The sequence below is a fragment of the Pseudomonas sp. R32 genome (assembly GCF_009866705.1).
GTDB classification, from domain to species: domain Bacteria; phylum Pseudomonadota; class Gammaproteobacteria; order Pseudomonadales; family Pseudomonadaceae; genus Aquipseudomonas; species Aquipseudomonas donghuensis.
The window spans coordinates 3,037,698-3,059,422 of the sequence record NZ_CP019396.1 but is presented as its reverse complement, the minus strand read 5'-3'; the positions used below and the strand labels follow the sequence as shown (position 1 = coordinate 3,059,422).

The window sequence follows — 21,725 nt, the reverse complement described above, 5'->3', positions numbered from 1 at the left end:
TCGCCTAATTCACTGATCTGCAAGCAATCGGCTGGTGATTTTTGCCCGATGGAGCGAACATGGCCGCTGGTTTTCATTGTGTTGGAGTCGGTGTGTCTGAAGAGCGTCCCAAGCTACCCCTGGAGTTGATTGCGCCCGCGCAGCTGCCGTGGCTGCGTCGCCTGGCCGCGCGCCTGCTCGGGCGTGGCCTGAGCCACTTGCAGGCGCAGCATCGCGATTCCTGGTTCCAGGGCCATGCCAGCGGTCAGCGCACCGGTCATGCCGATGGCCTGCGCGAAGGCTACGAAGAAGGGCGGATCGACGGCTATGAGGCCGGGCGCCAGGTCCTGGTGATCCGCGACACCCGCCCCGACGCTCACGCTGTGCCCGGGCTGGACGACGCGCTGTTCGATGACTGGCGCCTGGCGCTGACTGCCGAGCTGAAGAAACGCTTCAAGGCCGACGTTGCCCAGCGCCTGCCGGCCCATGCCCAGCCAAGCGCGGCGCAGTGGAAGATGATCTTCAGCGACACGCCGTCAACCTGCGTGATTGCCGGCGCCGGCGCCGGCAAATCGACCTCGCTGGTGCTGCGCATCCTGCTGCTGCGCCATTACCTGGGCTACGAGCTGGACGCCATGACCGTGGTGACCTTCACCCGCGAATCGCGCAAGGATTTCATCAATCGCCTGGTCCAGGTATTTGCCCTGTGGCAACTGGACCTCAGCCAGGCCCAGGCCCGTGAGCTGGTGCGTACCTTCCATTCGCGCATCTTGCCGCTGGTGCGCAGCTTGCCGGGCTTTAGCCAGATGCGCGCGTTCGAGACCCTGGGCAGCGAAATGCCCGGCGACAGCGAAGCCAGCGCCGAGAGCAATCCGTTCGACCTGCGCATCAACGATGCCCAGCGTCAGCAGCTCAACCTCTGCTATCGCGACCTGCTGGGCAGCAGCCCGCGCTTTGCCGAGCTGATCGCCAGCCTGCGCCGCGAGGCCCTGCAGCTCAAGGCGCTGGACCGTGATCACCCCGACGTGCAAAAGCGCGTGGCAGTGACCCAGCTGTCCGCCAGCCGCGACGAAGAGCTGTGCGACACGCTCGAAGACCTGTGGTTCGCCGCCGGCGCCTGGCCGATCAAGGGCATCGAGCCGAGCCGCGAAACGGTCGAGATCAACGGCAGCCGTTTTCACTTCCACGGCCATATCGCCGAGCTGGACGCGTACGTGGTGCTCGGCTTCGACCCCAAGGAAAACCAGCAGTACAAGCGCCCAGGGGCCAAGCTGCCGGTGTGGGCGGAGTGGGTGATAAAGCGCACCCTGTTTCAAGCTTTTTGCGATAAGCCTGTGATTTGGCTAGAAAATTACTCCGCTGCCAAGCGCCTGACTTCCTCCCTGGCGGGTGATGCCGTGGCCGGCCCCGGCTTCGATTACAAGGTCAAGGGCGAGCTGGCCGCCGCGCCGCTGCTGGATGCCTTTGTCGGCGCCGCCGGCTTTATCGAGAACCTCGGGCTTGAGGTCAACAAGGCGGTCGGCGCCATGAGCTTCCCGGCGGGTGACAGCGATGCGCTGTTCTTCGAAGCCCTGGGCCTGTACTGGAAAGCCCTGGAAGCGCACCTGCTGGGCCAGTCGCCACCGATCATGAGCTACAACCGCATGTTCGCCCTGTTCGGCGAGAACAATCCGGAGAACCTGCAGCTGTTGCCCGACCCGCTGCTGCGCCCGCTCGCGCACCTGATGATCGACGAGTTCCAGGATGTATCACCGCAGATCGTTTCCTGGCTGCGCGCCTGCCTGCGCGAGATCCGCCGCCGTGGCCCGGCCATGCAGGTCGGGCGGGTGGCGCAGCATTCATCGTTGCTGTGCGTGGGCGACGACTGGCAGTCGATCTACGGCTGGCGCGGCAGTTCGCCCAAGTACTTCATGGAATTCGCCAAGGAGTTCCCGGCACCGAGCAGCACCCGGGTGATGCTCGCCGACAACTACCGCAGCCACCAGCACATCATCGATGCCGCCGAGCACATTGTGAAATCGGCGCCGGCCATCAGCGGCAAGAAGGCCAGGGCCTGTGGCCCGGCGGCCGAGACACCGCTGCCGGTCAAGGTGCTCGAGCGCGACGAGGCCAGTCTCGCCGAGACCCTGCTTGAGCACTACCGCAACGGCGAGTCGGTGATGCTGCTGTACCGCAAGAGCAGCGACAAGGCGGCGATTGCCGACCATTTGCAGGCATTGGTCAACCACGAGGCCGGGTTGCCGGCGGCACAACGGCGCCTGCGCCAGCTGACTTATCACAGCGCCAAGGGGCTACAGGCCGATGCGGTGTTCATGCTCGGCGATTGTCAGCACCTGACCAACTCACCCTACAAGAACCAGGTGTATCGCCAGGCAGGTCTAGGCCGCAACGGCGATGCCCAGGCGTTCGACAACGCGCAGAAGGATGAAGTGTTGCGTCTGGCTTACGTCGCCATTACCCGGGCGGCGAAGCATTGTTACTGGTATGTCGAGAAGCCGACGGCAGAGGCGGCCAACCTGCCACGGGCGTCGAGCCAGGTGGATGGGCGCAAGGTGTTCTTCGAGGATGGGCGGGAAATGGCCAGCAGCTGATTCTGGCGCTGTCTGGATTACGACCGCTGCGCGCTCGATCGCTGGCAAGGCCAGCTCCCACAGGTTGTGCAGACACAGATCCAATGTGGGAGCTGGCTTGCCAGCGATGAGGCGTGAATCAGGCCTTCAGTGCCGCATCCGGCGCCACCGCCGGCACCGGCTTGCCGGTGGCCGCTTCAACCCGGCGGGCGACCGCCGGGTCGTCGGCGAAGGGGATCAGGCTGGCTTGATCGTCCACTTCGCCGTTGTGGCGCTGCAGGCAGGCACTGGTGACCAGGTAGAAGAACAGTACGCCGCTCAGGCAGTACAGTGCATACAGCCAGTCATCCATCTCCGTGCCTCCTAGGCCAGGCTGGCGTTGTTCAGCGCCAGTTTTTCATCGGCTACCCGCACGGTGCGCCAGGTGTTGTAGGCCATCAGCAGCATGCCGCTCAAGAAGCACACGCCACCGACAAAGCGCACGATAAAGCCCGGGTGGCTGGCCACCAGCGCCTCGACGAACGAGTAGGTGAGGGTGCCGTCGTCGTTGGTGGCGCGCCACATCAGACCCTGGGCGATGCCGTTGACCCACATCGAGGCGATGTACAGCACGGTGCCGATGGTCGCCAGCCAGAAGTGCAGGTTGATCAGGCCGACGCTGTACATCTGCTCGCGGCCAAACACTTTCGGGATCATGTGGTACAGCGAGCCGAAGGTGATCATCGCCACCCAGCCCAGGGCACCGGCATGCACGTGGCCGATGGTCCAGTCGGTGTAGTGCGACAGGGCGTTGACGGTCTTGATCGCCATCATCGGGCCTTCGAAGGTCGACATGCCGTAGAACGCCAGCGACAGCACCAGAAAGCGCAGGATCGGGTCGCTGCGCAGCTTATGCCAGGCGCCGGAGAGGGTCATCATGCCGTTGATCATGCCACCCCAGCTTGGCGCCAGGAGGATCAGCGACATCGCCATGCCCAGCGACTGCGCCCAGTCGGGCAGGGCGGTGTAGTGCAGGTGGTGGGGACCTGCCCAGATGTACAGGGTGATCAGCGCCCAGAAGTGCACGATCGACAGGCGATAGCTGTACACCGGCCGGCCCACTTGCTTGGGCACGAAGTAGTACATCATCCCCAGGAAACCCGTGGTCAGGAAGAAGCCCACGGCGTTGTGGCCGTACCACCATTGCACCATGGCGTCAGTGGCCCCGGAGTACACCGGGTACGACTTGAACCAGCTCACCGGAATCGACAGGTGGTTGACCACGTGAAGCATGGCGATCACCACGATGAAGGCACCGAAGAACCAGTTGCCGACGTAGATATGCTTGGCCTTGCGGCGCATCAGGGTGGCGAAGAAGACGATGCCGTAAGCAACCCAGACGATCGCCATCCACACCGCGCCGGTGAATTCGATCTCGGCATATTCCTTGGTCGTGGTCAGGCCCAGCGGCAGGCTGACCAGCATGATCACGATGGTCGCCTGCCAGCCCCAGAAGGTGAAGGCGGCGAGTTTGTCGCTGAACAGCCGCACTTGGCAGGTGCGCTGTACCGCGTAATAACTGGCGGCGAACTGCGCGCTACCGGCGAAGCCGAAGATCACCAGGCTGGTGTGCAAGGGGCGCAGGCGGCCGAACGAGGTCCACGGCAAGTCGAGGTTAAGCTCGGGCCAGACCAGTTGCGAGGCGATCCAGACGCCCATGGCCATGCCGACGATACCCCAGACCACCGTCATGATGACGAATTGCCGGACCACCTTGTAGTTATAGGCCTGCGCCTGTTGATGTGTGCTCATGGCTAGTTTCCACAGTTCCTGTATGGCTCGCCCTGCCGTGGGGCAGGGGCACAGGCGCAGACTCTAGGAAGCTGCTGGCATACAAAACAGACTCAGAAACCGGCGTTAATACCGGATCAGATAAAACCCCCGTATTCATTGGACAATGGCGCACCTGTTATGGATTGGGTGCGGCGATTTATCTCTGTTCTGCATCGAACCTGCCGGCAAAAGCGTGTCGTTGTGTCGCAGACAAAACCCCGTGGAATTATCTTGACATCACGGCAAATGCGGACGCAGAATTTCACAAACTTTGCGCGCAAAGTTTTATGTCGGGCCCACTTACTCGCCCGGCAAGTGGTGCGCAACCAACTTTGACGCCATCCCGCTATACGCCCTTGTCTCGGTGCTCTCAAGCCGGGACGGGGTACGCGCGCAGCGGCGGCACACTATAAGAACGAAGGGAGCAACAGATGAAGCTTTCCAAGGAACTGGTCCTCCAGGCAAAAGCGACGTTCGGGACACCGACCTACCTCTACGATGAAGCCGTGCTACGCAGCAGTTTCAACGAGTTGCGCGATGCATTGCCGGACTGCGTGGATATCTTCTATGCGTTGAAGGTCAACCCGAACCTGTCCCTGGTGAAACTGATCCGCTCCTACGGCGGCAATACCGAAGTCTGCTCGCTGGGCGAGCTGGAAATCGCCCTGAAGGCCGGGGTCGCTCCTGAGGACATCATTTTCCTCGGGCCCTACAAGAAACCCGAGGAACATCGGCGCGCCCTGGAAGTTGGGGTGTTTGCCATCGTCGTCGAATCTGAAACCGAACTGCGCAAACTCTCGGCGCTGGCGGGCGAACTCGGCCGCGTGGCGCCGGTGGCGATTCGTATCAACCCTAACTTCTCCGCCTCCGGTTCCCCGTGGAAGATGGGCGGGCGGCCGACCCATTTCGGCATTGAAGAAGATACGGCCGTTGCCAATTTCGGCGACTACGCGGCGTTGCCAAACCTGCAGATCAAAGGCATCCACGTTTACAACGGGACCAAGATCCTCGATGCGCAGTCGGTGTACGACAACGCCAAGTACATTCTTGGCCTCTACCGTAGCCTGACCCGGCGCTACAACCTGGACATGAGCATGGTCGATGTCGGCGGCGGCCTGGGTATTAAGTACTACGAGAACGAGAGCGAACTCGACACCCGCCAGCTCAAGCAACTGCTGGCGCCACTGTTCGAGGCGTTCAATCAGCAGTTCCCGCAGACCCGGATCATTGTCGAGTCGGGGCGCTTCGTCGCCGGCAAGTGCGGTGCCCTGCTGGTGACGGTCGACAACATCAAGGAAAACCACGGCAAGACCTTTGCCGTCACCGATGGCGGTACCAATTGTCATGGCGCCGCCGCTGGCAGCGGCCAGGTGCTCAAACGCAACTTCCGTATTGTCCACGCCACCGGCAGCACCGGCGCGCCGCTGCGCGAATACCATATCTCCGGGCCGCTCTGTAGCCCCGATGATCTGCTGGCCCGTGACCTGCAGATCGAAACCCTGCACGAGGGCGACATCCTCGCCGTCACCGCCTCAGGTGCCTACGGCCCGTCTGCTTCGCCGACCCTGTTCCACAGCCATGGCCACCCGGCCGAAGTGATTGTCAGCAACGGCCAGCTGTTCCTCGCCCGTGCCCGGCAAACCGCCCTGGACATCCGTGACAGCCACGCCGATGTACCGCTGTCGGCCATGCTCGGCGCTGCCCCGGCGGCGAGCGAGCCGACGCCGATCGCCCAGGCGGCGACCCAGCGTCAGCTCGGCGAGATCTTGCGGGTGGTGCTGAAACTGCCGGCAAACACCGTGATCAGCGCCGACTCGCATTTGCGGGACGACCTGGGGCTGGATTCACTGACCTCCATGGAGTTGCTGGTCAATCTGGAAGACGATATCGAAGGTTTCTTCGTCAACCCCGACACCATCGCCCCCGGACACTTCAATACCGTCGCCACCCTGGCCGGCTATATTGACGCCCACCGTCAACCGGCGGCGGTGCGCCGGGCACGTTTCGAGGTGCAGCATGAAGGCGTCTGACGTCCTCTTGCAGCACGTGCTGGACCGTCCCAACGGCCTGTACCCGGACAAGGCAGCGATCATCTATGCCGATGAAACCTACACCTATGCCCAGCTCGACGAAGCCAGTGGGCGCCTGGCTGCCGGGCTGCAGGTCAATGGCCTGCAGCGCCAGGAGCGGGTGGTGGTGTGCCTGGGCAACCGGGTCGAGACCGTCTGTGCGTTCTGGGGCGTACTCAGGGCCGGCGGGGTGATGGTCAACGTCGGCCTGGAAACCCCGGCCGACAGCCTCGACTACATCATCCGCGATGCCGAGGCCTCGGTACTGATCACCACCTCGGAGAAATTCGCCAGCCTGCCGGCGGGCACCTCCGAGCTGAGCTACCTCAAGGCCATCGTGCTGCTCGACGGCGAAGCCGACTCCCCGGTTACCCAGACTGTCGAAAGCCTGTTGGGGCAGGGCGCCGGCGTGCCACTGCCGTGCGGTAACCTCGACCTGGACCTGGCTGCGATCATCTACACCTCAGGGTCCACTGGCGCGCCCAAGGGGGTGATGCTTACCCACCGCAACATGCTCGCGGCGCTCAACTCGCTGCATACCTACCTGGGGTACACAGCCACTGACAACGTGCTGTGCTCGTTGCCGCTGTCGTTCGACTACGGCCTTTACCAGATGATCATGGCCTTGAGCAGTGGTGCCACCCTGGTGCTGGAAAAGGAATTCACCTGGCCGATCTTCCTGATCAAAAAGATTCGCCAGTATCAGGTCACGGTCATTCCGTTCGTGCCGACCATGCTCATGCTCCTGCATGAATACGCGCACAAGCGCGAGGCGACTTTCCCCCAGGTGCGCATGGTGACCAACACCGGCGCGGCCCTCAAGCCGACCCACATCGCCCAAATGAAAGGCCTGTTCCCCCAGGCGCAGATCTTTTCCATGTACGGCCTGACCGAGTGCAAGCGCTGCACCTACTTGCCACCGGAAGATATAGACGACAAACCAGGCAGTGTCGGCATCGCCATCCCCAACACCGAGCTGTGGCTGGTGGACGACGAAGGCCGGCGTATCGACCAGCCGCATCAGGTCGGTCAACTGGTGATTCGCGGCGCCACTGTGATGGCAGGTTACTGGCGCAACCCCCAGGCCACGGCGCAAAAGCTCAAGCCGGGCCCTTACCCGGGTGAAAGCGTGCTGTACACCGGCGACTACTGCAGCCTTGATGAGGACGGTTACCTGTACTTCCAGGGCCGTATGGACCACGTGATCAAATCGCGCGGCATGAAGGTCAGCCCCAGTGAAGTCGAGAGCTTCCTCTATGCCATTGATGGCGTCGAAGCGGCGGCGGTGGTCGGTATCGAGCATGCGTCGGTCGGCGAGGCGTTATGGGCGTTCGTCACCTTGGGCCAAGGTGTGAGCCTGAGCGTGGAACAGTTGCTCGAACGTTGCCGGCACGGCCTGGAGTCGCACAAGGTACCCCTGTCGATCAGTATCGAAGGCACCCTGCCGCGTACGGCCAACGGCAAGTTCGACCTGCAGCAGCTGCAGCACACGGCGCGCAGCGCACAACTGGCGGTGGCCGGTTGAACGGCGCCTTTGATGGGTGATTCAGTCATACAGGAGGTACGGACATGAGTCTGGGCAATAGAGGCCGCGATCAATCGCTGGACGTTAACGGCAACCATGTTGCATTGCGTATCTGGGGCAATGAGCGTGGCCATCCGGTGCTGGCCGTACATGGCTGGCTCGACAACGCGGCGTCGTTCGAGCGCATTGCGCCGCTGCTTGATGAGTGTTTTGTGGTCGCCCCGGACCTGGCCGGCCACGGGCGTTCCGAGCACCGTCGCGGCGACAGCGGCTATTACCTGTGGGAACACGCTGATGACATGAACGCGCTGGTCGAATGCCTGGGCTGGAAGCGTTTTTCAGTGTTGGGCCATTCCATGGGCACGGGGGTCGCATCGATTCTGGCGGCAATGAACAAGTCGATCGACAGCATGGTGTTCATCGACGGCATGGGGGCGCCTTTTACCATCGCCGAAGAAGACACCGTCGAGCACCTGAAAAAGTCCCAGCGCCTGCTGCGCCTGGCCCTGCGCACCCGCCTGCATGGCTTCTCGGCAGCGCAAACGGCGCAGTTCGACAGCCTTGAAGCGGCCATTGGCGAGCGGCGCAACAGTATCGACGCCACGCTGTGCGCCGAGGGCGCGCGGTTGCTGGCCATGCGCGACCTGCTCAGCGTCGGCGACGGTTACCGCTGGCGCCATGACCCGCGCCTGGTGTTGCCCGAAGCAATGCAGCTGACCGAGCGTCAGGCCTGCGATTTCCTGCGCCAGATCAATTGCCCGCTGCACCTGATGCTTGGGCGCCAGGGGCTGTTTGCCGGCGCCCAGTTCGACAAAAGAAAACACGCCTTGCCCTGGGCCACCCAGGTGCACTGGCATGACGGCGGCCACCATTTTCACCTGGAGGAGCCGAGCGCGGCCTTGATCGGCCAGATCAACGCTGCGCTGCTTCAGCGTGAGTCGGGGCCGCGGCAACGATTAGTCAATGAGTAATGGAGTACACCCGTGAAAGAGTTCTGGATTGCACCATCGATTCTGGCGGCCGATTTCGCCCGCCTCGGCGCTGAAGCCGAGCAGGTGCTGGCCGCCGGTGCCGATGTCATCCATATCGATGTGATGGATAACCACTATGTGCCCAACCTGACCATGGGCCCGCAGTTCTGCAAGGCCTTGCGCAGCCACGGGATCACCGCGCCGATCGATGTGCACCTGATGGTCACCCCGGTGGATGCGATGATCCAGGCCTTCGCCGAGGCCGGCGCCGACTACATCTCGATCCATCCCGAAGCCACCCTGCACCTGGACCGCTCGCTGCAGTTGATCAAGGACCTGGGCTGCAAGGCAGGCCTGGTGTTCAACCCGGCCAGCACCCTCGACGCGGCTCGCTACGTGCTCGACAAGCTCGACCTGATCCTGCTGATGTCAGTCAACCCGGGCTTTGGCGGGCAGCGGTTCATCCCTTCGGTATTGCCCAAGGTAGCTGCAGCGCGCAAGCTTATCGACGACAGTGGCCGGGCGATCCGTCTGGAGGTAGACGGTGGCGTCAACCTCGAAACCATCGGCCAGGTGGCTGCCGCCGGGGCTGACATGTTCGTTGCCGGCACGGCGATTTTTGCCCAGAGCGATTACCGCGCTACCATCGAGGCCTTGCGCCGGGAGATTGCTCACGCTGTGCCCAACCGCCACTGATAGGCGGTCTTTCCAACGATTCTCGCGAATCCAGTACGAGTTACCTGTCCTTGCACACTACAACTTTAATCAAGGCCTTGCTGCGTCAGCCGACTGCGCACACACCGGTCTGGCTGATGCGCCAGGCCGGGCGTTACCTGCCCGAGTACCGAGAGTTGCGGGCCCGCGCCGGATCGTTCCTGAACCTGGCGAAAACGCCGGACTACGCCACCGAGGCTACCTTGCAACCCATGCGCCGCTTCAACCTGGATGCGGCAATCGTGTTCTCCGATATCCTCACCGTGCCTGATGCCATGGGCCTGGGCCTGTACTTTGGCACGGGCGAGGGCCCGCGTTTTCGCCATCCATTGCGCGACGAGCAGGCCATCAAGCGCCTGCGTGTGCCTGAGCCCGAGTCACTGGACTACCTGTACCAGACCGTGGCCCAGGCCCGCCGGGCGCTGGACCCCAAGGCGGCGCTGATCGGCGTTGCCGGCAGCCCCTGGACCTTGGCCTGTTACATGGTCGAAGGCGGGCCGCCGGGTGATTTCCAGCTGATCAAGAAGATGCTCTACCGCCGCCCGGAACTGCTTCAGCGCATTTTGCAGGTCACCAGCCAAGCGGTGGCGGCCAGCCTCAATGCGCAGATCGAGTCCGGCGCCCAGGCGCTGATGATCTTCGACACCTGGGGCGGGGCCCTGGCCGATGGCGCCTACCAGCGTTTCTCGCTGTTCTACATGCGCGAGGTGCTGGCGCGCCTGCACAAGACCCATCACGGTCAGCGGGTACCGTCGATCATCTACACCCCAGGTGGTAGCCCCTGGCTTGGCGAAATGGCCGACAGCGGTGCCGACGCCCTGAGCCTGGACTCGGCCTGTAACCTGGGCATGGCCCGGCAACTGGTGGGCCACAGCGTCGCCTTGCAAGGTAACCTCGACCCCAGCGTCTTGCTGGGCGATGAGGCCTGCATCCGCCGCGAAGTGCAGCGCACCTTGCAGGCCTTCGGGCCGCCGGCCGCAGGCTTTGGCCATGTGTTCAACCTGGGCCAGGGGATCTCGCCGGCAACCTCGCCAGAGGCGGTGGCGACCCTGGTCGAGGCGGTCCATGAATTGAGCCGCGTGCGCGGAGGTGCCTATGCTTGACCCGACCTTCGACTTCGACCGGATGCTGTGCTTCTCGCTGTATTCGACCGCCAATGCCATGGTCCGTGACTACGCCGAACCGCTGAAAAAGCGCGGTGTGACCTACCCGCAATTGCTGGTGATGGCCGGGTTATGGGGCCAGGACGATGTCTCGATCAGTGCCCTGAGCGAGCTGACCTTGTTCGACCTTGGCACCCTGACACCGATCGTCAAGCGTCTGGCCGACAATGGCTTCATCACTGTCTATCTCGACCCCAATGACCGCCGTCGACGTAACCTGCTGCTGACCGACAAGGGCCGTGAGCTCAAGGCCGAGGCGGCGCAGGTGTTCAGCAACATGGCGTGCAAGATCGACCTGGGCGAGGGGGAGGTGGAGCAGGTGCTGGACGTGTGCCACCGGATCAGGTCGCGGTTGCGCTGAAGCTGGACTTGTCAGCGATCTCCGGCCTCATCGCTGGGCAAGCCCGCTCCCACAGGTCCTGCATCAATCTGTGGGAGCGGGCTTGCCCAGCGATGACTAGGTGCGCAAAAACTCCGGGGTATTGAAATTGCTCAGGCGCAGGTCGCCCTCAGCGCACTCCACGGCCCGCACCGGGTGCTGGCGCAAGGTCCGTTGCACACCTCTATCGCCCGCATCCCAGGCTCGCTGAAAGTCAGCGCGCAAGGCGCAGGGAATCAGGCTGAACATCGGCTGCCAGTAGCCGCCCTGGCGGATCATCGCCGGCTGCTGTTGGTCATTGGCCAGGTGCATCAGGTCGAGGATCAGCGCCTGGTCGATCAACGGCGCGTCGCAGGCCAGCACCAGCATCCATTCATGCCGCGCCACCGCCAGCCCCGCCAGCACCCCGGCCAGTGGCCCGGGAAAATCCGCTTCGGCATCCCCCACCAACTGATCGGCGTAAGGCCGGTACAGGTCCTGGTTGCGGTTGCAGGAAATGATCAGGTCGTCGGTCAGCGGCCGCACCACGGCGTGGATGTGGGCGATCAGGGGTTGGCCCTGCCAGTCGAGCAGGCCTTTGTCCTGGCCGCCCATGCGCTGGCCGCGGCCACCGGCAAGGATGAGGATGGAGCAGGGGGGAGGGGCGGCGGGCATGGTCAGGGTTCCTGGCGGTATCAGCCGATCACCTTCCCATGCACGCCGCAGTCTGTCCAGATCAGCTGTCGCTGGCTACCGGCGCGCACGCTCGGGCGTGGCCCTTGGCCCGGCGCTTGCCGGTCAGGCGCATCACCACCACGAAGAACACCGGCACGAACACCACCGCCAGGGTGGCGCTGAGCATGCCGCCGATCACCCCGGTACCGATGGCCTGCTGGCTGGCCGAGCTGGCGCCGCTGGCAATCGCCAGGGGCACCACACCGAGGATGAACGCCAGCGAGGTCATGACGATCGGGCGCAAGCGCAAACGTGCGGCTTGCACGGTGGCATCGACCAGGTCGTGACCTTCATCGACCAGGCTCTTGGCGAACTCGATGATCAGGATGGCGTTTTTCGCCGACAGGCCGATCAGGGTGATCAGGCCGACCTTGAAGAACACGTCGTTGGGCATGCCGCGCAGGCTCACCGCAATCACCGCGCCCAGTACGCCCAGCGGTACCACCAGCAGTACCGAGGTCGGGATCGACCAGCTCTCGTACAACGCCGCCAGGCACAGGAACACCACCAGCAGCGACAGGCCCATGAGGATCGGCGCCTGGGCGCCGGACAGGCGCTCCTGCAGCGACAGGCCGGTCCATTCCAGGCCCATGCCCTGAGGCAGTTGATCGACCAGGCGCTGGATCTCGTTCATCGCCTCGCCGGAGCTGTAGCCCGGTGCCGGCTCGCCCGACACGGCAATGGCCGGGTAGCCGTTATAGCGGGTCAACTGCACGGGGCCAGTGATCCACTTGGCCTGGACGAAGGCCGACAGTGGCACCATCTTGCCGTTGCTGTTGCGCACGTGAATCTTCAACAAGTCGTCGACCTGGCTGCGCTGATCGCCTTCGGCCTGCACCACCACGCGCTGCATCCGCCCCTGGTTGGGGAAGTCGTTGACGTAGTTGGAGCCCACCGCAGTGTTGAGCACGTTGCCGATATCGGCAAACGACACGCCCAGGGCATTGGCCTGCTTGCGGTCGACTTCCAGCTGCACCTGCGGGCTCTCGGCCAGGGCGCTTTCGCGCACGTTGACCAGCAGCGGGCTTTTTTCCGCGGCGGCGAGCAACTGGTCGCGCGCCGCCATCAGCCCGGCATGGCCGAGGCCGCCACGGTCCTGCAGACGGAACTCGAAACCGCTGGACGTGCCCAGGCCATCCACCGGCGGCGGCAGCACCGAATAGGCAATGGCGTCCTTGAGCTGGCTGAACGCGGCATTGGCGCGGTCGGCGATGGATTGCGCGCTGTCGTCGCTGCCGCGCTCGGACCAGTCCTTGAGAGTGGTGAACGCCAGCGCCGCGTTCTGGCCGTTGCCAGAGAAGCTGAAGCCGAGAATCAGGGTGCTGTTACCGACGCCAGGCTCTGTGGCGTTATGCGCCTCGATCTGCGCCGCCACCTGTTCGGTGCGGGCGCGGCTGGCCCCCGGCGGCAGTTGGATGTCGGTAATGGTGTAGCCCTGGTCTTCGGTGGGCAGGAACGAGGAGGGCAGTTGGCTGAAACCGTATACCAGCCCGGCCACCAGCACCAGGTAGACCAGCAAATAGCGGCCGCTGCGCTTGAGGGCCTGGATCACCCAGCGCTGGTAGCCATTGGTCATGCTTTCGAAGCGGCGGTTGAACCAGCCGAAGAAGCCGGTTTTCTCGTGGTGCGAGCCCTTGGCGATCGGCTTGAGCAGGGTCGCGCACAAGGCCGGGGTCAGGCTCAGGGCGAGGAACGCCGAGAACAGGATCGACACCGCCATCGACACCGAGAACTGCTGGTAGATCACCCCCACCGAGCCTTTCATGAAGGCCATCGGCAGGAACACCGCCACCAGCACCAGGGTGATGCCGACGATGGCGCCGCTGATCTGGCTCATGGCCTTTTTCGTCGCCTCGCGCGGTGCCAGGCCTTCTTCGCTCATGATCCGCTCGACGTTCTCGACCACGACGATGGCGTCGTCGACCAGGATACCGATGGCCAGGACCATGCCGAACAGGGTCAGCACGTTGACCGAGAAGCCCAGCGCCAGCATCACCGCAAAGGTACCCATCAGCGCCACCGGCACCACCAGGGTCGGGATCAGGGTGTAGCGGATGTTCTGCAGGAACAGGAACATCACCGCGAACACCAGGGCCATGGCTTCGAGCAGGGTGGTGATGACCTGCTGGATCGAGACCTTGACGAACGGCGAGGTGTCGTAGGGGATGTCGAACTTGGCCCCCGGCGGCAGGTAGCGCGACAGCTCGTTGAGCTTGGCTTGCACCAGGGTCGCGGTTTCCATGGCGTTGGCGCCGGGCGACAACTGCACACTGAAGGCGCTGGTCGGCTTGCCGTTGAGGCGGGTGCCGTACTGGTACTCCTGGCTGCCGATCTCGACCCGGGCGACATCGCCGATGGTGACTGTCGAGCCATCGGGATTGGCGCGCAGGACGATGTCCTTGAACTCCTGCACGGTGCTGAGCTGGCCCTTGATCACCACGTTGGCGGTGATTTCCTGGGTGCCGGTACCCGGCAGGTCGCCGATGCTGCCTGGCGCCACCTGGGCGTTCTGCGCAGCGATGGCGTCGTTGACGTCATCCGGGGTGAGGTTGAAACCGATCAGCTTGGCCGGGTCGATCCAGATGCGCATGGCCCGTTCCGAACCATACAGCTGCGCCTTGCCGACACCCTTGAGGCGGCGGATTTCGTTCATCACGTTACGGGCGAGAAAGTCGCTCAGGGTCACTTCATCGAGGCTGCCGTCCATGGCGGTGAGGGTCACCATCAACAGGAAGCCGGTGGAGACTTTCTCCACCTGCAGTCCTTGCTGGGTGACCGGGCGCGGCAGGCGCGACTCGACCACTTTCAGGCGGTTCTGCACGTCGACCTGGGCCAGGTCCGGGTTGGTGCCCGGCTCGAAGGTGGCGGTGATGGTGGCGCTGCCCAGGCTGCTTTGCGAGCTGAAGTAGAGCAGGTTGTCGGCACCGTTGAGCTCTTCCTCGATCAGGCTGACCACGCTGTCGTCGATGGTCTGCGCCGAGGCGCCGGGGTACACGGCGTAGATTTCCACCTGCGGCGGCGCCACGTCGGGGTACTGGGCCACCGGCAACTGCGGGATGGCCAGGGCGCCGGCCAGCAGGATGAACAAGGCGACCACCCAGGCGAAGACCGGGCGGTCAATGAAAAACTGCGGCATGAATCAGGCCCTCACTGGCCGTTGGACTGAACGATGGGAAGGGCGTCCTTGCCCGCGTTGTCGACCTGTACCTGGTCGCCGGGGTTGATGTGCTGCAGACCTTCGACCACCACCCGGTCACCGGGGGCCAGGCCGTCGCTGACGATCCAGCGGTCGTTCTGCACACTGCCCAATACCACCGAACGTTCGCTGATGCGCTGTTCGGCATCCACCAGCATTACCTTCGGGTTGCCAGCACTGTCACGCAGGATGGCCCGTTGCGGCACGCTGATGCCTTGTTGCTTGACCGCCTGCTCCAGGCGCACGCGGATGAAACTGCCCGGCAGCAGGTCCAGGTCCGGGTTGGGGAACTCGCTGCGCAGGGTGATCTGCCCGGTGCTCGGGTCGACGCTGATGTCCGAGAACAGCAGCTTGCCCGGCAGCGGGTAGGGCGTGCCGTCGTCCTGGATCAGCGTCGCGCTGGCCTGGTCCTGGCCCACCTGCTGCAGTTCGCCGGCACGCAGGGCGCGGCGCAGGGCATTGAGCTCGCGGGTCGACTGGGTGACGTCGGCATGGATCGGGTTCAACTGCTGGATGGTCGCCAGCGGCGTGGTTTCGTTCTGCCCCACCAGGGCGCCTTCGGTCACCAGGGCGCGACCGATACGCCCGGAAATCGGCGCGGTGACGGTGGCGTAGCCGAGGTTGAGCTTGGCCCGCTCGAGCGCAGCCTTGGCAGCGGCGACATCGGCATCGGCTTGCAGGAAGGCGGCGCGGGCGTTGTCATGCTCCTGGCGGCTGATCGCATTGATGCCGATCAGCTCGCGATAGCGCTGGTCCTGCAAGCGCGCCTGGAACAGCGTGGCTTCGGCGCGGGCCAGGCTTGCGCGGGCGCTGTCGTAATCGGCCTGGAACGGCGCCGGGTCGATGCGAAACAGCACATCGCCCTGTTTGACGTCGCTGCCTTCGCGGTACACACGCTTGAGCACCACCCCGGCCACTCGCGCACGTACCTCGGCGGTACGTGGGGCAAGGATGCGGCCATTGAGCTCGGTGCTGATCGCCAGCGGCTGCACGCGCACGGTCTCGACCTTGACGGCGCTCGGCGGGGCCTTTTCTTCGGCCGGCGATTTGTCGTCGCAGGCGCTCAGGGCAAAGGTGATCAACAACAGCGGCGCCAGGGCGCGCAGACGGGCGGGACTTGTACTGGACATGCGGATCTTCCGAAAATGACCCGGCAATGCTAAGGCAGGCGACCGACGGGCAACAGTTAAGCTGTGTAGGCCATGTGTAAAAAAGTGTGAAGCTTTATCCTGCGAGCGCGTGAGCTCTTATATCCTGCCTGACTTTCCCAGCCTGTCAAACTACCCATGCCGAATATCCTCCTGGTCGAAGACGACTGCGCCCTGTCCGAACTGATCGCCAGCTACCTGCAGCGCAACGACTTCAGTGTCAATGTGATTGCCCGTGGCGACCATGTGCTGGCCGAAGCCCGGCGCAACAAGCCGGACCTGGTGATCCTCGACCTGATGCTGCCCGGCCTCGATGGCCTGCAGGTGTGCCGGCTGCTGCGCGCCGAGTCCCAGGCCTTGCCGATCCTGATGCTGACCGCCCGCGACGACAGCCATGACCAGGTGCTGGGCCTGGAGATGGGCGCCGACGACTACGTGACCAAACCTTGCGAGCCACGGGTGCTGCTGGCCCGGGTACGCACATTGCTGCGCCGCAGCTGCATCAACGAGCCCCGGCTTGAGAGCGACCTGATCGTGGTCGGCGGCCTGCGCATCGACCTGGCCGAGCGCAACGTGTTCTGGCGCGAACAACCCGTGGAGCTGTCCAGCGGCGAGTTCAACCTGCTGGTGGTGCTGGCGCGCAACGCCGGGGTGGTGCTCAGCCGCGACCGTATCCTCCAGCAACTGCGCGGCATCGAGTTCAACGGTACCGACCGCTCGGTGGACGTGGCGATTTCCAAGCTGCGGCGCAAGTTCGACGACAGCGCCGGCGAAGCGCGCAAGATCAAGACCGTGTGGGGCAAGGGCTACCTGTTCAGCCGGGTCGAGTGGGAGTTCTAGCGGCTCATGCTGAAGATCCTCATCCGTCTGTACCTGATCACCATCGTGGCCTATGCCGGGGCGATCTTCCTGATTCCCGACGCCATCGTCGGCGCCTTTCATCAGCGCTTCATCGCCTACAACCTTGATCAGGCGCGGGGCGTGCAGCGCCTGATCGTCAAGCAGTTCGAGCAGGTGCCGGCCAGCGAGTGGCCGGCCAAGGCCAGGGAGCTGGCGGCGGATTTCGCGCCCCTTGAGATCGAGCTGCGCCGCCAGGACCAGATCGGCCTGAGCCATGAAGAACGCGATCGCCTCAACGCCGGGCAGAACGTGGTGCGCCTGGGCGACTGGGGCTACTACGAAACCGCCCTGGCGCCGCTGGACGACACCTGGCTGGTGGAACTGAGCAACCCGCCCGACCCGATGGACATCAGCCTGCTGTCCTGGGTGGTGACCGTACTGATTGGCGCCGCCTTGCTCGGTTGCCTGCTGTTCTGGGTATGGCCGCACTGGCGCGACCTTGAGCGCCTCAAGGAAACCGCACGGCGCCTGGGCCAGGGCGAGTTGTCGCAGCGCACCCATATTCCGCCGCGCTCGAACATCGGCGAACTGGCCCAGGTGTTCGACACCATGGCCCAGGACGTCGAGCGCCTGCTGACCCAGCAACGCGAACTGCTCAACGCCGTGTCCCATGAACTGCGCACGCCGCTGACGCGCCTGGATTTTGGCCTGGTATTGCTGTTCGACGAAGTGCCGCCGAACTGCCGCAAGCGCCTGCTGGAACTGGTCGGCCATGTCCGCGAGCTGGATGAGCTGGTGCTCGAGCTACTGTCCTATAGCCGCCTGCAGAACGCCGACCAGGCGCGCGAGCGGGTCGAGGTGTCGTTGCTGGAGCTGGTCGACAGTATTCTTGGCAGCTTTGCCGAGGAGCTCGATGGCCGCGGCATCGAATGGCAGGTGCGCGCCGACGACAAACTGCCGCGCTTCATCCTCGACCCACGGCTGACCGCCCGCGCCTTGCAGAACCTGGTGCGCAACGCCATGCGCTATTGCGACGGGCAGATCCTCCTGCGCCTGAGCCTGGACCCGCAGGGCCATTGCCTGCTGACCGTGGAGGATGACGGCATCGGCATCCCGCCTGATCAGCGTGAGCTGATCTTCCAGCCGTTCTACCGCCTGGACCGCAGTCGCGACCGGACCACTGGCGGCTTTGGCCTGGGCCTGGCGATCAGCCGCCGGGCCATTGAGGGCCAGGGTGGCACGCTGACTGTCGGCCAGTCAGCGCTCGGTGGCGCGCAGTTCAAGATCAGGTTGCCACGGGGCTGACCTCACGTTTGACCACCAAGGTCAGAATGTCATAACTGGCCACCAGCTCTCCCAACTGGTTGGTCACCTCCACATCCCAGGCCACCACCCCTTGCGGGATGCCTTGCGGGCTGCTCTTGCCCTGGTCGATCTTGCGCTTGCAGGTCAACCGGGCCTGGATGGTGTCGCCAATGCCCACCGGGTTGATGAAGCGCAGGGTATCCAGGCCGTAGTTGGCCAGTACCGGACCGGGAGCGGCACTGACAAACAGCCCGGCCGCGGCCGACAGCACGAAGTAGCCGTGAGCGATGCGCTTGCCGAACTGCGAGTCCCTGGCGGCGATTTCGTCGAAATGCATGTAGAAGTGATCGCCCGACAGGCAGCCGAAGTTCACCAGGTCGGCTTCGGTGACGGTACGTCGGTGGGTCAGCAGCGACTCGCCGATGCGCAGGTCCTGGAAGTAACGGCGAAACGGATGCACCTCGGTTTCAATCACCTCGGCGCCGCGCACGTACTCGCCAGTGACCGCCGTGAGCATACTCGGCGAACCCTGGATCGCCGCCCGTTGCAGGTAGTGCTTGACCGCACGCAGGCCGCCGAGCTCTTCACCGCCACCGGCACGCCCCGGGCCGCCGTGCTTGAGTTGCGGCAGCGGCGAACCATGGCCGGTGGACTCCGGCGCCGCCTGCGGGTCGAGGATCAGCAGCCGGCCGTGCCAGGCGGCTGCTACCGGGATGACCTTGGCCGCCACCTGGCGGTCGCAGGTCACCAGGCTGGCGACCAGGCTGCCTTTGCCCCGTGCGGCCAAGGCCAGGGCTTCGTCGAGGTCGTCATAGGCCATCAGGGTGCTGACCGGGCCGAAGGCCTCGATGTCATGGGCGCCGCCTTCGGCATGCGGGTCGCGGGCCTGGAGCAGGGTCGGGGCAAAGAACGCCCCTTCGCTGACCCCTTCGCCACGCGGGGCGAAACCATCGCTGGCACCGAACAGCTGCTCGCAGCTTTGCAGCAGGCTGTGCAGGCGTTCACCGACATCGCGTTGCTGCTCATGGGAGGCCAGGGCGCCCATGCGTACGCCCTCGATCGACGGATCGCCCACCACCACCTGGCTCAGGCGCTCACGCAGGGCGCTGGCGACGGCGTCGATGTGCCGGGCCGGGACGATGGCGCGGCGGATCGCGGTGCACTTTTGCCCGGCCTTGGTGGTCATTTCGCGGACCACTTCCTTGATGTACAGCTCGAACGCCGGATCGCCCGGCTTGACGTCCGGGCCGAGGATCGCGCAGTTGAGCGAGTCGGCTTCGGCGCTGAAGGGGACCGAGTGACGGATCAGGTTCGGGGTCACGCGCAGTTTTGCCGCGGTGTCGGCTGAGCCGGTAAAAGTCACCAGGTCCTGGCCTTGCAGACGGTCGAGCAGGTCGCCGGTGCTGCCAATCACCAGTTGCAGGCTACCGGCCGGCAGCAGGCCGGATTGCGCCATCAGGCGCACCACCGCTTCGGTCAGGTAGCTGGTGGCGGTGGCGGGTTTGATGATGCAGGGCATGCCGGCCAGGAAGGTCGGGGCGAATTTCTCCAGCATGCCCCAGATCGGGAAGTTGAACGCGTTGATATGCACCGCGAGGCCCGCTCGCGGGACCAGAATATGGCTGCCGACGAACGAGCCCTGTTTGCCCAGGGGGATGGCCGGGCCTTCGTGAAAAATATTGCCCGAGGGCAGCTCCCGCGCGCCGATGCCGGCGTAGGCGAACAGCGTGGCGTTGCCGCCTTCGATGTCGATCCAGCTGTCGGCACGGGTGGCACCGCTGTGGTGGGAGAGGGCGTAGAGCTGCTCCTTGCGTTCGCTCAGGTACAAGGCCAGGGCCTTGAGGCGGGCGGCGCGTTGTTGGAAGTCCATGGCCATGAGGGCCTGCAGGCCCTGAGCGCGGGCATGCTCGATGGCCTCGGCAAAGTCCGGGCGCTCCTCGTGGCTGTAACCGATGATATGGCCGTCCAGGGCACTGCGCAGCGGCGTGGCGCCGTGCTGGCCGATCCATCGGCCGGCAATGAAGCTTTGCAAGGTAGGGGCAGCAGACATCGGGTGTCCTCCGGTTTCAGGTAATCGATTGCACACGGGCTTGGCGCTTACCACAGCGCCAGGGTGTAGCCGATGATCAGGCGGTTCTCGTCCAGCGCCGTGGTCAGGCCGTTGCCCGAGCGAAACATGACATTGCGCCAGCGCAGGCTGACGTTTTTCAGCAGGCCGCTCTGGATCACGTAGGTGATATCGGTATCGCGCTCGCGCTCACGGCCGTTGTCGATGGCCCCGGCCTTGGCGTGACGGCCGTCGGTATAGCGGGTCATGAAGCTCAGGCCCGGTACGCCGAGCGCGGCGAAGTCGTAGTCGTAGCGCAGTTGCCAGGAGTCCAGCCCCGCGCGGGTGTAGGTGTTGTAGGTGACCAGGTTGACGGTGTAGGGGTCGCCACCGTTGAGAAACGGAAAGGCGCTGTCGCCAGACATCTGTTGCAGGTTGGCGGTGAACTTGTGGGCGCGCACGCCGAGGGCGAAGCTGGCGTTGAAGTTGCGGTTGTCGATTTGTCCGCCACGTTCGGCGCCATCGCCGCGGCTGTCGAAGTAACGCAGGTCGCTGCGCAGGTTCAGGCCCTCGGCCAATGGCAGGGTATGCACCAGGCCGACAAACTGCTGGCGGTAGATGTGCTCAAGCTTGCCGTAGTAGTAGCTCAGGCTCAGTTGCGGGTTGAAGGCATAACTGCCGCCGGCAAAATCGAAGCCGTCGCTGCTGGCCGCGCCATAGCCGATATCGTCGCGGCTTGAAGAGTCGCGCAGGTTGGCCTTGGTCAGGCGCCCGGCATTGACCGTCAGGCCGTCGATTTCCTGGCTGCTGAGCAAGCCGCCCTGAAAGCTTGAGGCCAGCAGGCGGGTATCGTTGTACACCACCACCGGCAACAACGGCTGCAGGGTGCCCAGGCGCAACACGCTTTTCGAGGCGCGCAGCTTGGCGGTCAGGCCCAGTTCGCTGTAGTCGTCGGCCGGCTCCAGGCTGTTGCGCCCGTAGGGCAACAGGCCAGTGCCACGGCGGTCGCGACTGGAGTCGAGCTTGATCCCCAGTTGGCCCATGGCGTCGACGCCAACGCCCACGGCCCCCTCGGTAAAGCCCGACTCCAGTTTAGCCGTGAAGCCCTGGCCCCATTCTTCGGCCTTGGCCTGGGGCGCGTTGTCCTGACGAAAATCGCGGTTCAGGTAATGGTTGCGCAGCTCGAGCTTGGCGTGGCTGTCAGCGAAAAAGTCCGCCATGGCCGGTGCGGCGACCATGGGCAGGGCAAGGCTGGCCAGCAGCGAGGCTGGCTTGAGGCGAATGTGGTTCATT

The 21,725-nt window shown here is 64.3% G+C and carries 16 protein-coding genes; 9 read left to right on the top strand and 7 right to left on the bottom strand.

Translation table 11 applies throughout. From position 1 onward, the window contains the following. Positions 1 to 59 precede the first annotated feature (59 nt). A complete protein-coding gene (locus PspR32_RS14315; RefSeq protein ID WP_159388743.1) occupies positions 60 to 2,570 on the top strand; it encodes a UvrD-helicase domain-containing protein in 2,511 nt (836 codons plus the stop codon). Positions 2,571 to 2,688: 118 nt separating this feature from the next. On the opposite strand, the gene PspR32_RS14310 is transcribed toward PspR32_RS14315, so the two are convergent. Together PspR32_RS14310 and ccoN are read right to left on the bottom strand one after the other, a co-directional pair. After that, positions 2,689 to 2,901: a hypothetical protein gene (locus PspR32_RS14310; RefSeq protein WP_010225226.1), complete on the bottom strand. Its 213-nt coding sequence runs from the start codon at positions 2,899 to 2,901 to the stop codon at positions 2,689 to 2,691. Positions 2,902 to 2,912: 11 nt separating this feature from the next. Beyond that, the gene (gene ccoN, locus PspR32_RS14305; RefSeq protein WP_100783391.1) at positions 2,913 to 4,340 is read right to left on the bottom strand and encodes a cytochrome-c oxidase, cbb3-type subunit I; all 1,428 of its coding nucleotides are present in this window, start codon (positions 4,338 to 4,340) and stop codon (positions 2,913 to 2,915) included. Between the two features lie 452 nt (positions 4,341 to 4,792). Between ccoN and PspR32_RS14300 the strand changes: the two genes are divergently transcribed. The 6 genes from PspR32_RS14300 to PspR32_RS14275 are packed head-to-tail and all read left to right on the top strand — an operon-like array spanning position 4,793 to position 11,164. Further along, positions 4,793 to 6,391: a phosphopantetheine-binding protein gene (locus PspR32_RS14300; protein ID WP_010225231.1), complete on the top strand. Its 1,599-nt coding sequence runs from the start codon at positions 4,793 to 4,795 to the stop codon at positions 6,389 to 6,391. After that, a complete protein-coding gene (locus PspR32_RS14295) occupies positions 6,378 to 7,955 on the top strand; it encodes a class I adenylate-forming enzyme family protein (RefSeq protein WP_051636826.1) in 1,578 nt (525 codons plus the stop codon). Before PspR32_RS14300 ends, PspR32_RS14295 begins: the two co-directional genes overlap by 14 nt. 44 nt (positions 7,956 to 7,999) lie before the next feature. Beyond that, positions 8,000 to 8,926, top strand: a complete 927-nt coding sequence (locus PspR32_RS14290) for an alpha/beta fold hydrolase (RefSeq protein WP_010225233.1) — start codon at positions 8,000 to 8,002, stop codon at positions 8,924 to 8,926. A gap of 12 nt (positions 8,927 to 8,938) precedes the next feature. Beyond that, a complete protein-coding gene (rpe, locus tag PspR32_RS14285; RefSeq protein ID WP_159388742.1) occupies positions 8,939 to 9,622 on the top strand; it encodes a ribulose-phosphate 3-epimerase in 684 nt (227 codons plus the stop codon). 44 nt (positions 9,623 to 9,666) lie between these two features. Then, positions 9,667 to 10,743, top strand: coding sequence for a uroporphyrinogen decarboxylase (gene hemE, locus PspR32_RS14280; protein WP_100783393.1), 1,077 nt, complete (start codon positions 9,667 to 9,669; stop codon positions 10,741 to 10,743). Beyond that, on the top strand, positions 10,736 to 11,164 hold the full coding sequence (locus PspR32_RS14275; RefSeq protein WP_010225236.1) for a MarR family winged helix-turn-helix transcriptional regulator: 429 nt from the start codon (positions 10,736 to 10,738) through the stop codon (positions 11,162 to 11,164). Before hemE ends, PspR32_RS14275 begins: the two co-directional genes overlap by 8 nt. Before the next feature lie 96 nt (positions 11,165 to 11,260). On the opposite strand, the gene mobA is transcribed toward PspR32_RS14275, so the two are convergent. From mobA to PspR32_RS14260, 3 genes are all read right to left on the bottom strand, one after another. Continuing rightward, entirely contained in the window at positions 11,261 to 11,836 is a 576-nt protein-coding gene (mobA, locus tag PspR32_RS14270) for a molybdenum cofactor guanylyltransferase MobA (protein ID WP_159388741.1), read from the bottom strand. Between the two features lie 61 nt (positions 11,837 to 11,897). After that, positions 11,898 to 15,032, bottom strand: a complete 3,135-nt coding sequence (locus tag PspR32_RS14265) for an efflux RND transporter permease subunit (RefSeq protein ID WP_036997054.1) — start codon at positions 15,030 to 15,032, stop codon at positions 11,898 to 11,900. 11 nt (positions 15,033 to 15,043) lie between these two features. Further along, complete coding sequence (locus PspR32_RS14260; RefSeq protein ID WP_159388740.1) at positions 15,044 to 16,222, bottom strand: efflux RND transporter periplasmic adaptor subunit; 1,179 nt, start codon at positions 16,220 to 16,222, stop codon at positions 15,044 to 15,046. A 156-nt stretch (positions 16,223 to 16,378) separates the two neighbouring features. Here PspR32_RS14260 and PspR32_RS14255 point away from each other — a divergent pair, with 156 nt between their 5' ends. Together PspR32_RS14255 and PspR32_RS14250 are read left to right on the top strand one after the other, a co-directional pair. Next, positions 16,379 to 17,080, top strand: a complete 702-nt coding sequence (locus PspR32_RS14255; RefSeq protein ID WP_010225242.1) for a response regulator transcription factor — start codon at positions 16,379 to 16,381, stop codon at positions 17,078 to 17,080. 6 nt (positions 17,081 to 17,086) lie between these two features. Further along, entirely contained in the window at positions 17,087 to 18,385 is a 1,299-nt protein-coding gene (locus PspR32_RS14250; RefSeq protein ID WP_010225243.1) for an ATP-binding protein, read from the top strand. Here PspR32_RS14250 and paaZ read toward each other — a convergent pair. Together paaZ and PspR32_RS14240 are read right to left on the bottom strand one after the other, a co-directional pair. After that, positions 18,366 to 20,435 (bottom strand): phenylacetic acid degradation bifunctional protein PaaZ, encoded by a 2,070-nt coding sequence (gene paaZ, locus PspR32_RS14245; protein WP_100783397.1) that lies wholly within the window; start codon positions 20,433 to 20,435, stop codon positions 18,366 to 18,368. The genes PspR32_RS14250 and paaZ overlap by 20 nt on opposite strands. 47 nt (positions 20,436 to 20,482) lie before the next feature. Continuing rightward, a complete protein-coding gene (locus PspR32_RS14240) occupies positions 20,483 to 21,724 on the bottom strand; it encodes an OprD family porin (RefSeq protein WP_159388739.1) in 1,242 nt (413 codons plus the stop codon). Position 21,725 lies beyond the last annotated feature (1 nt).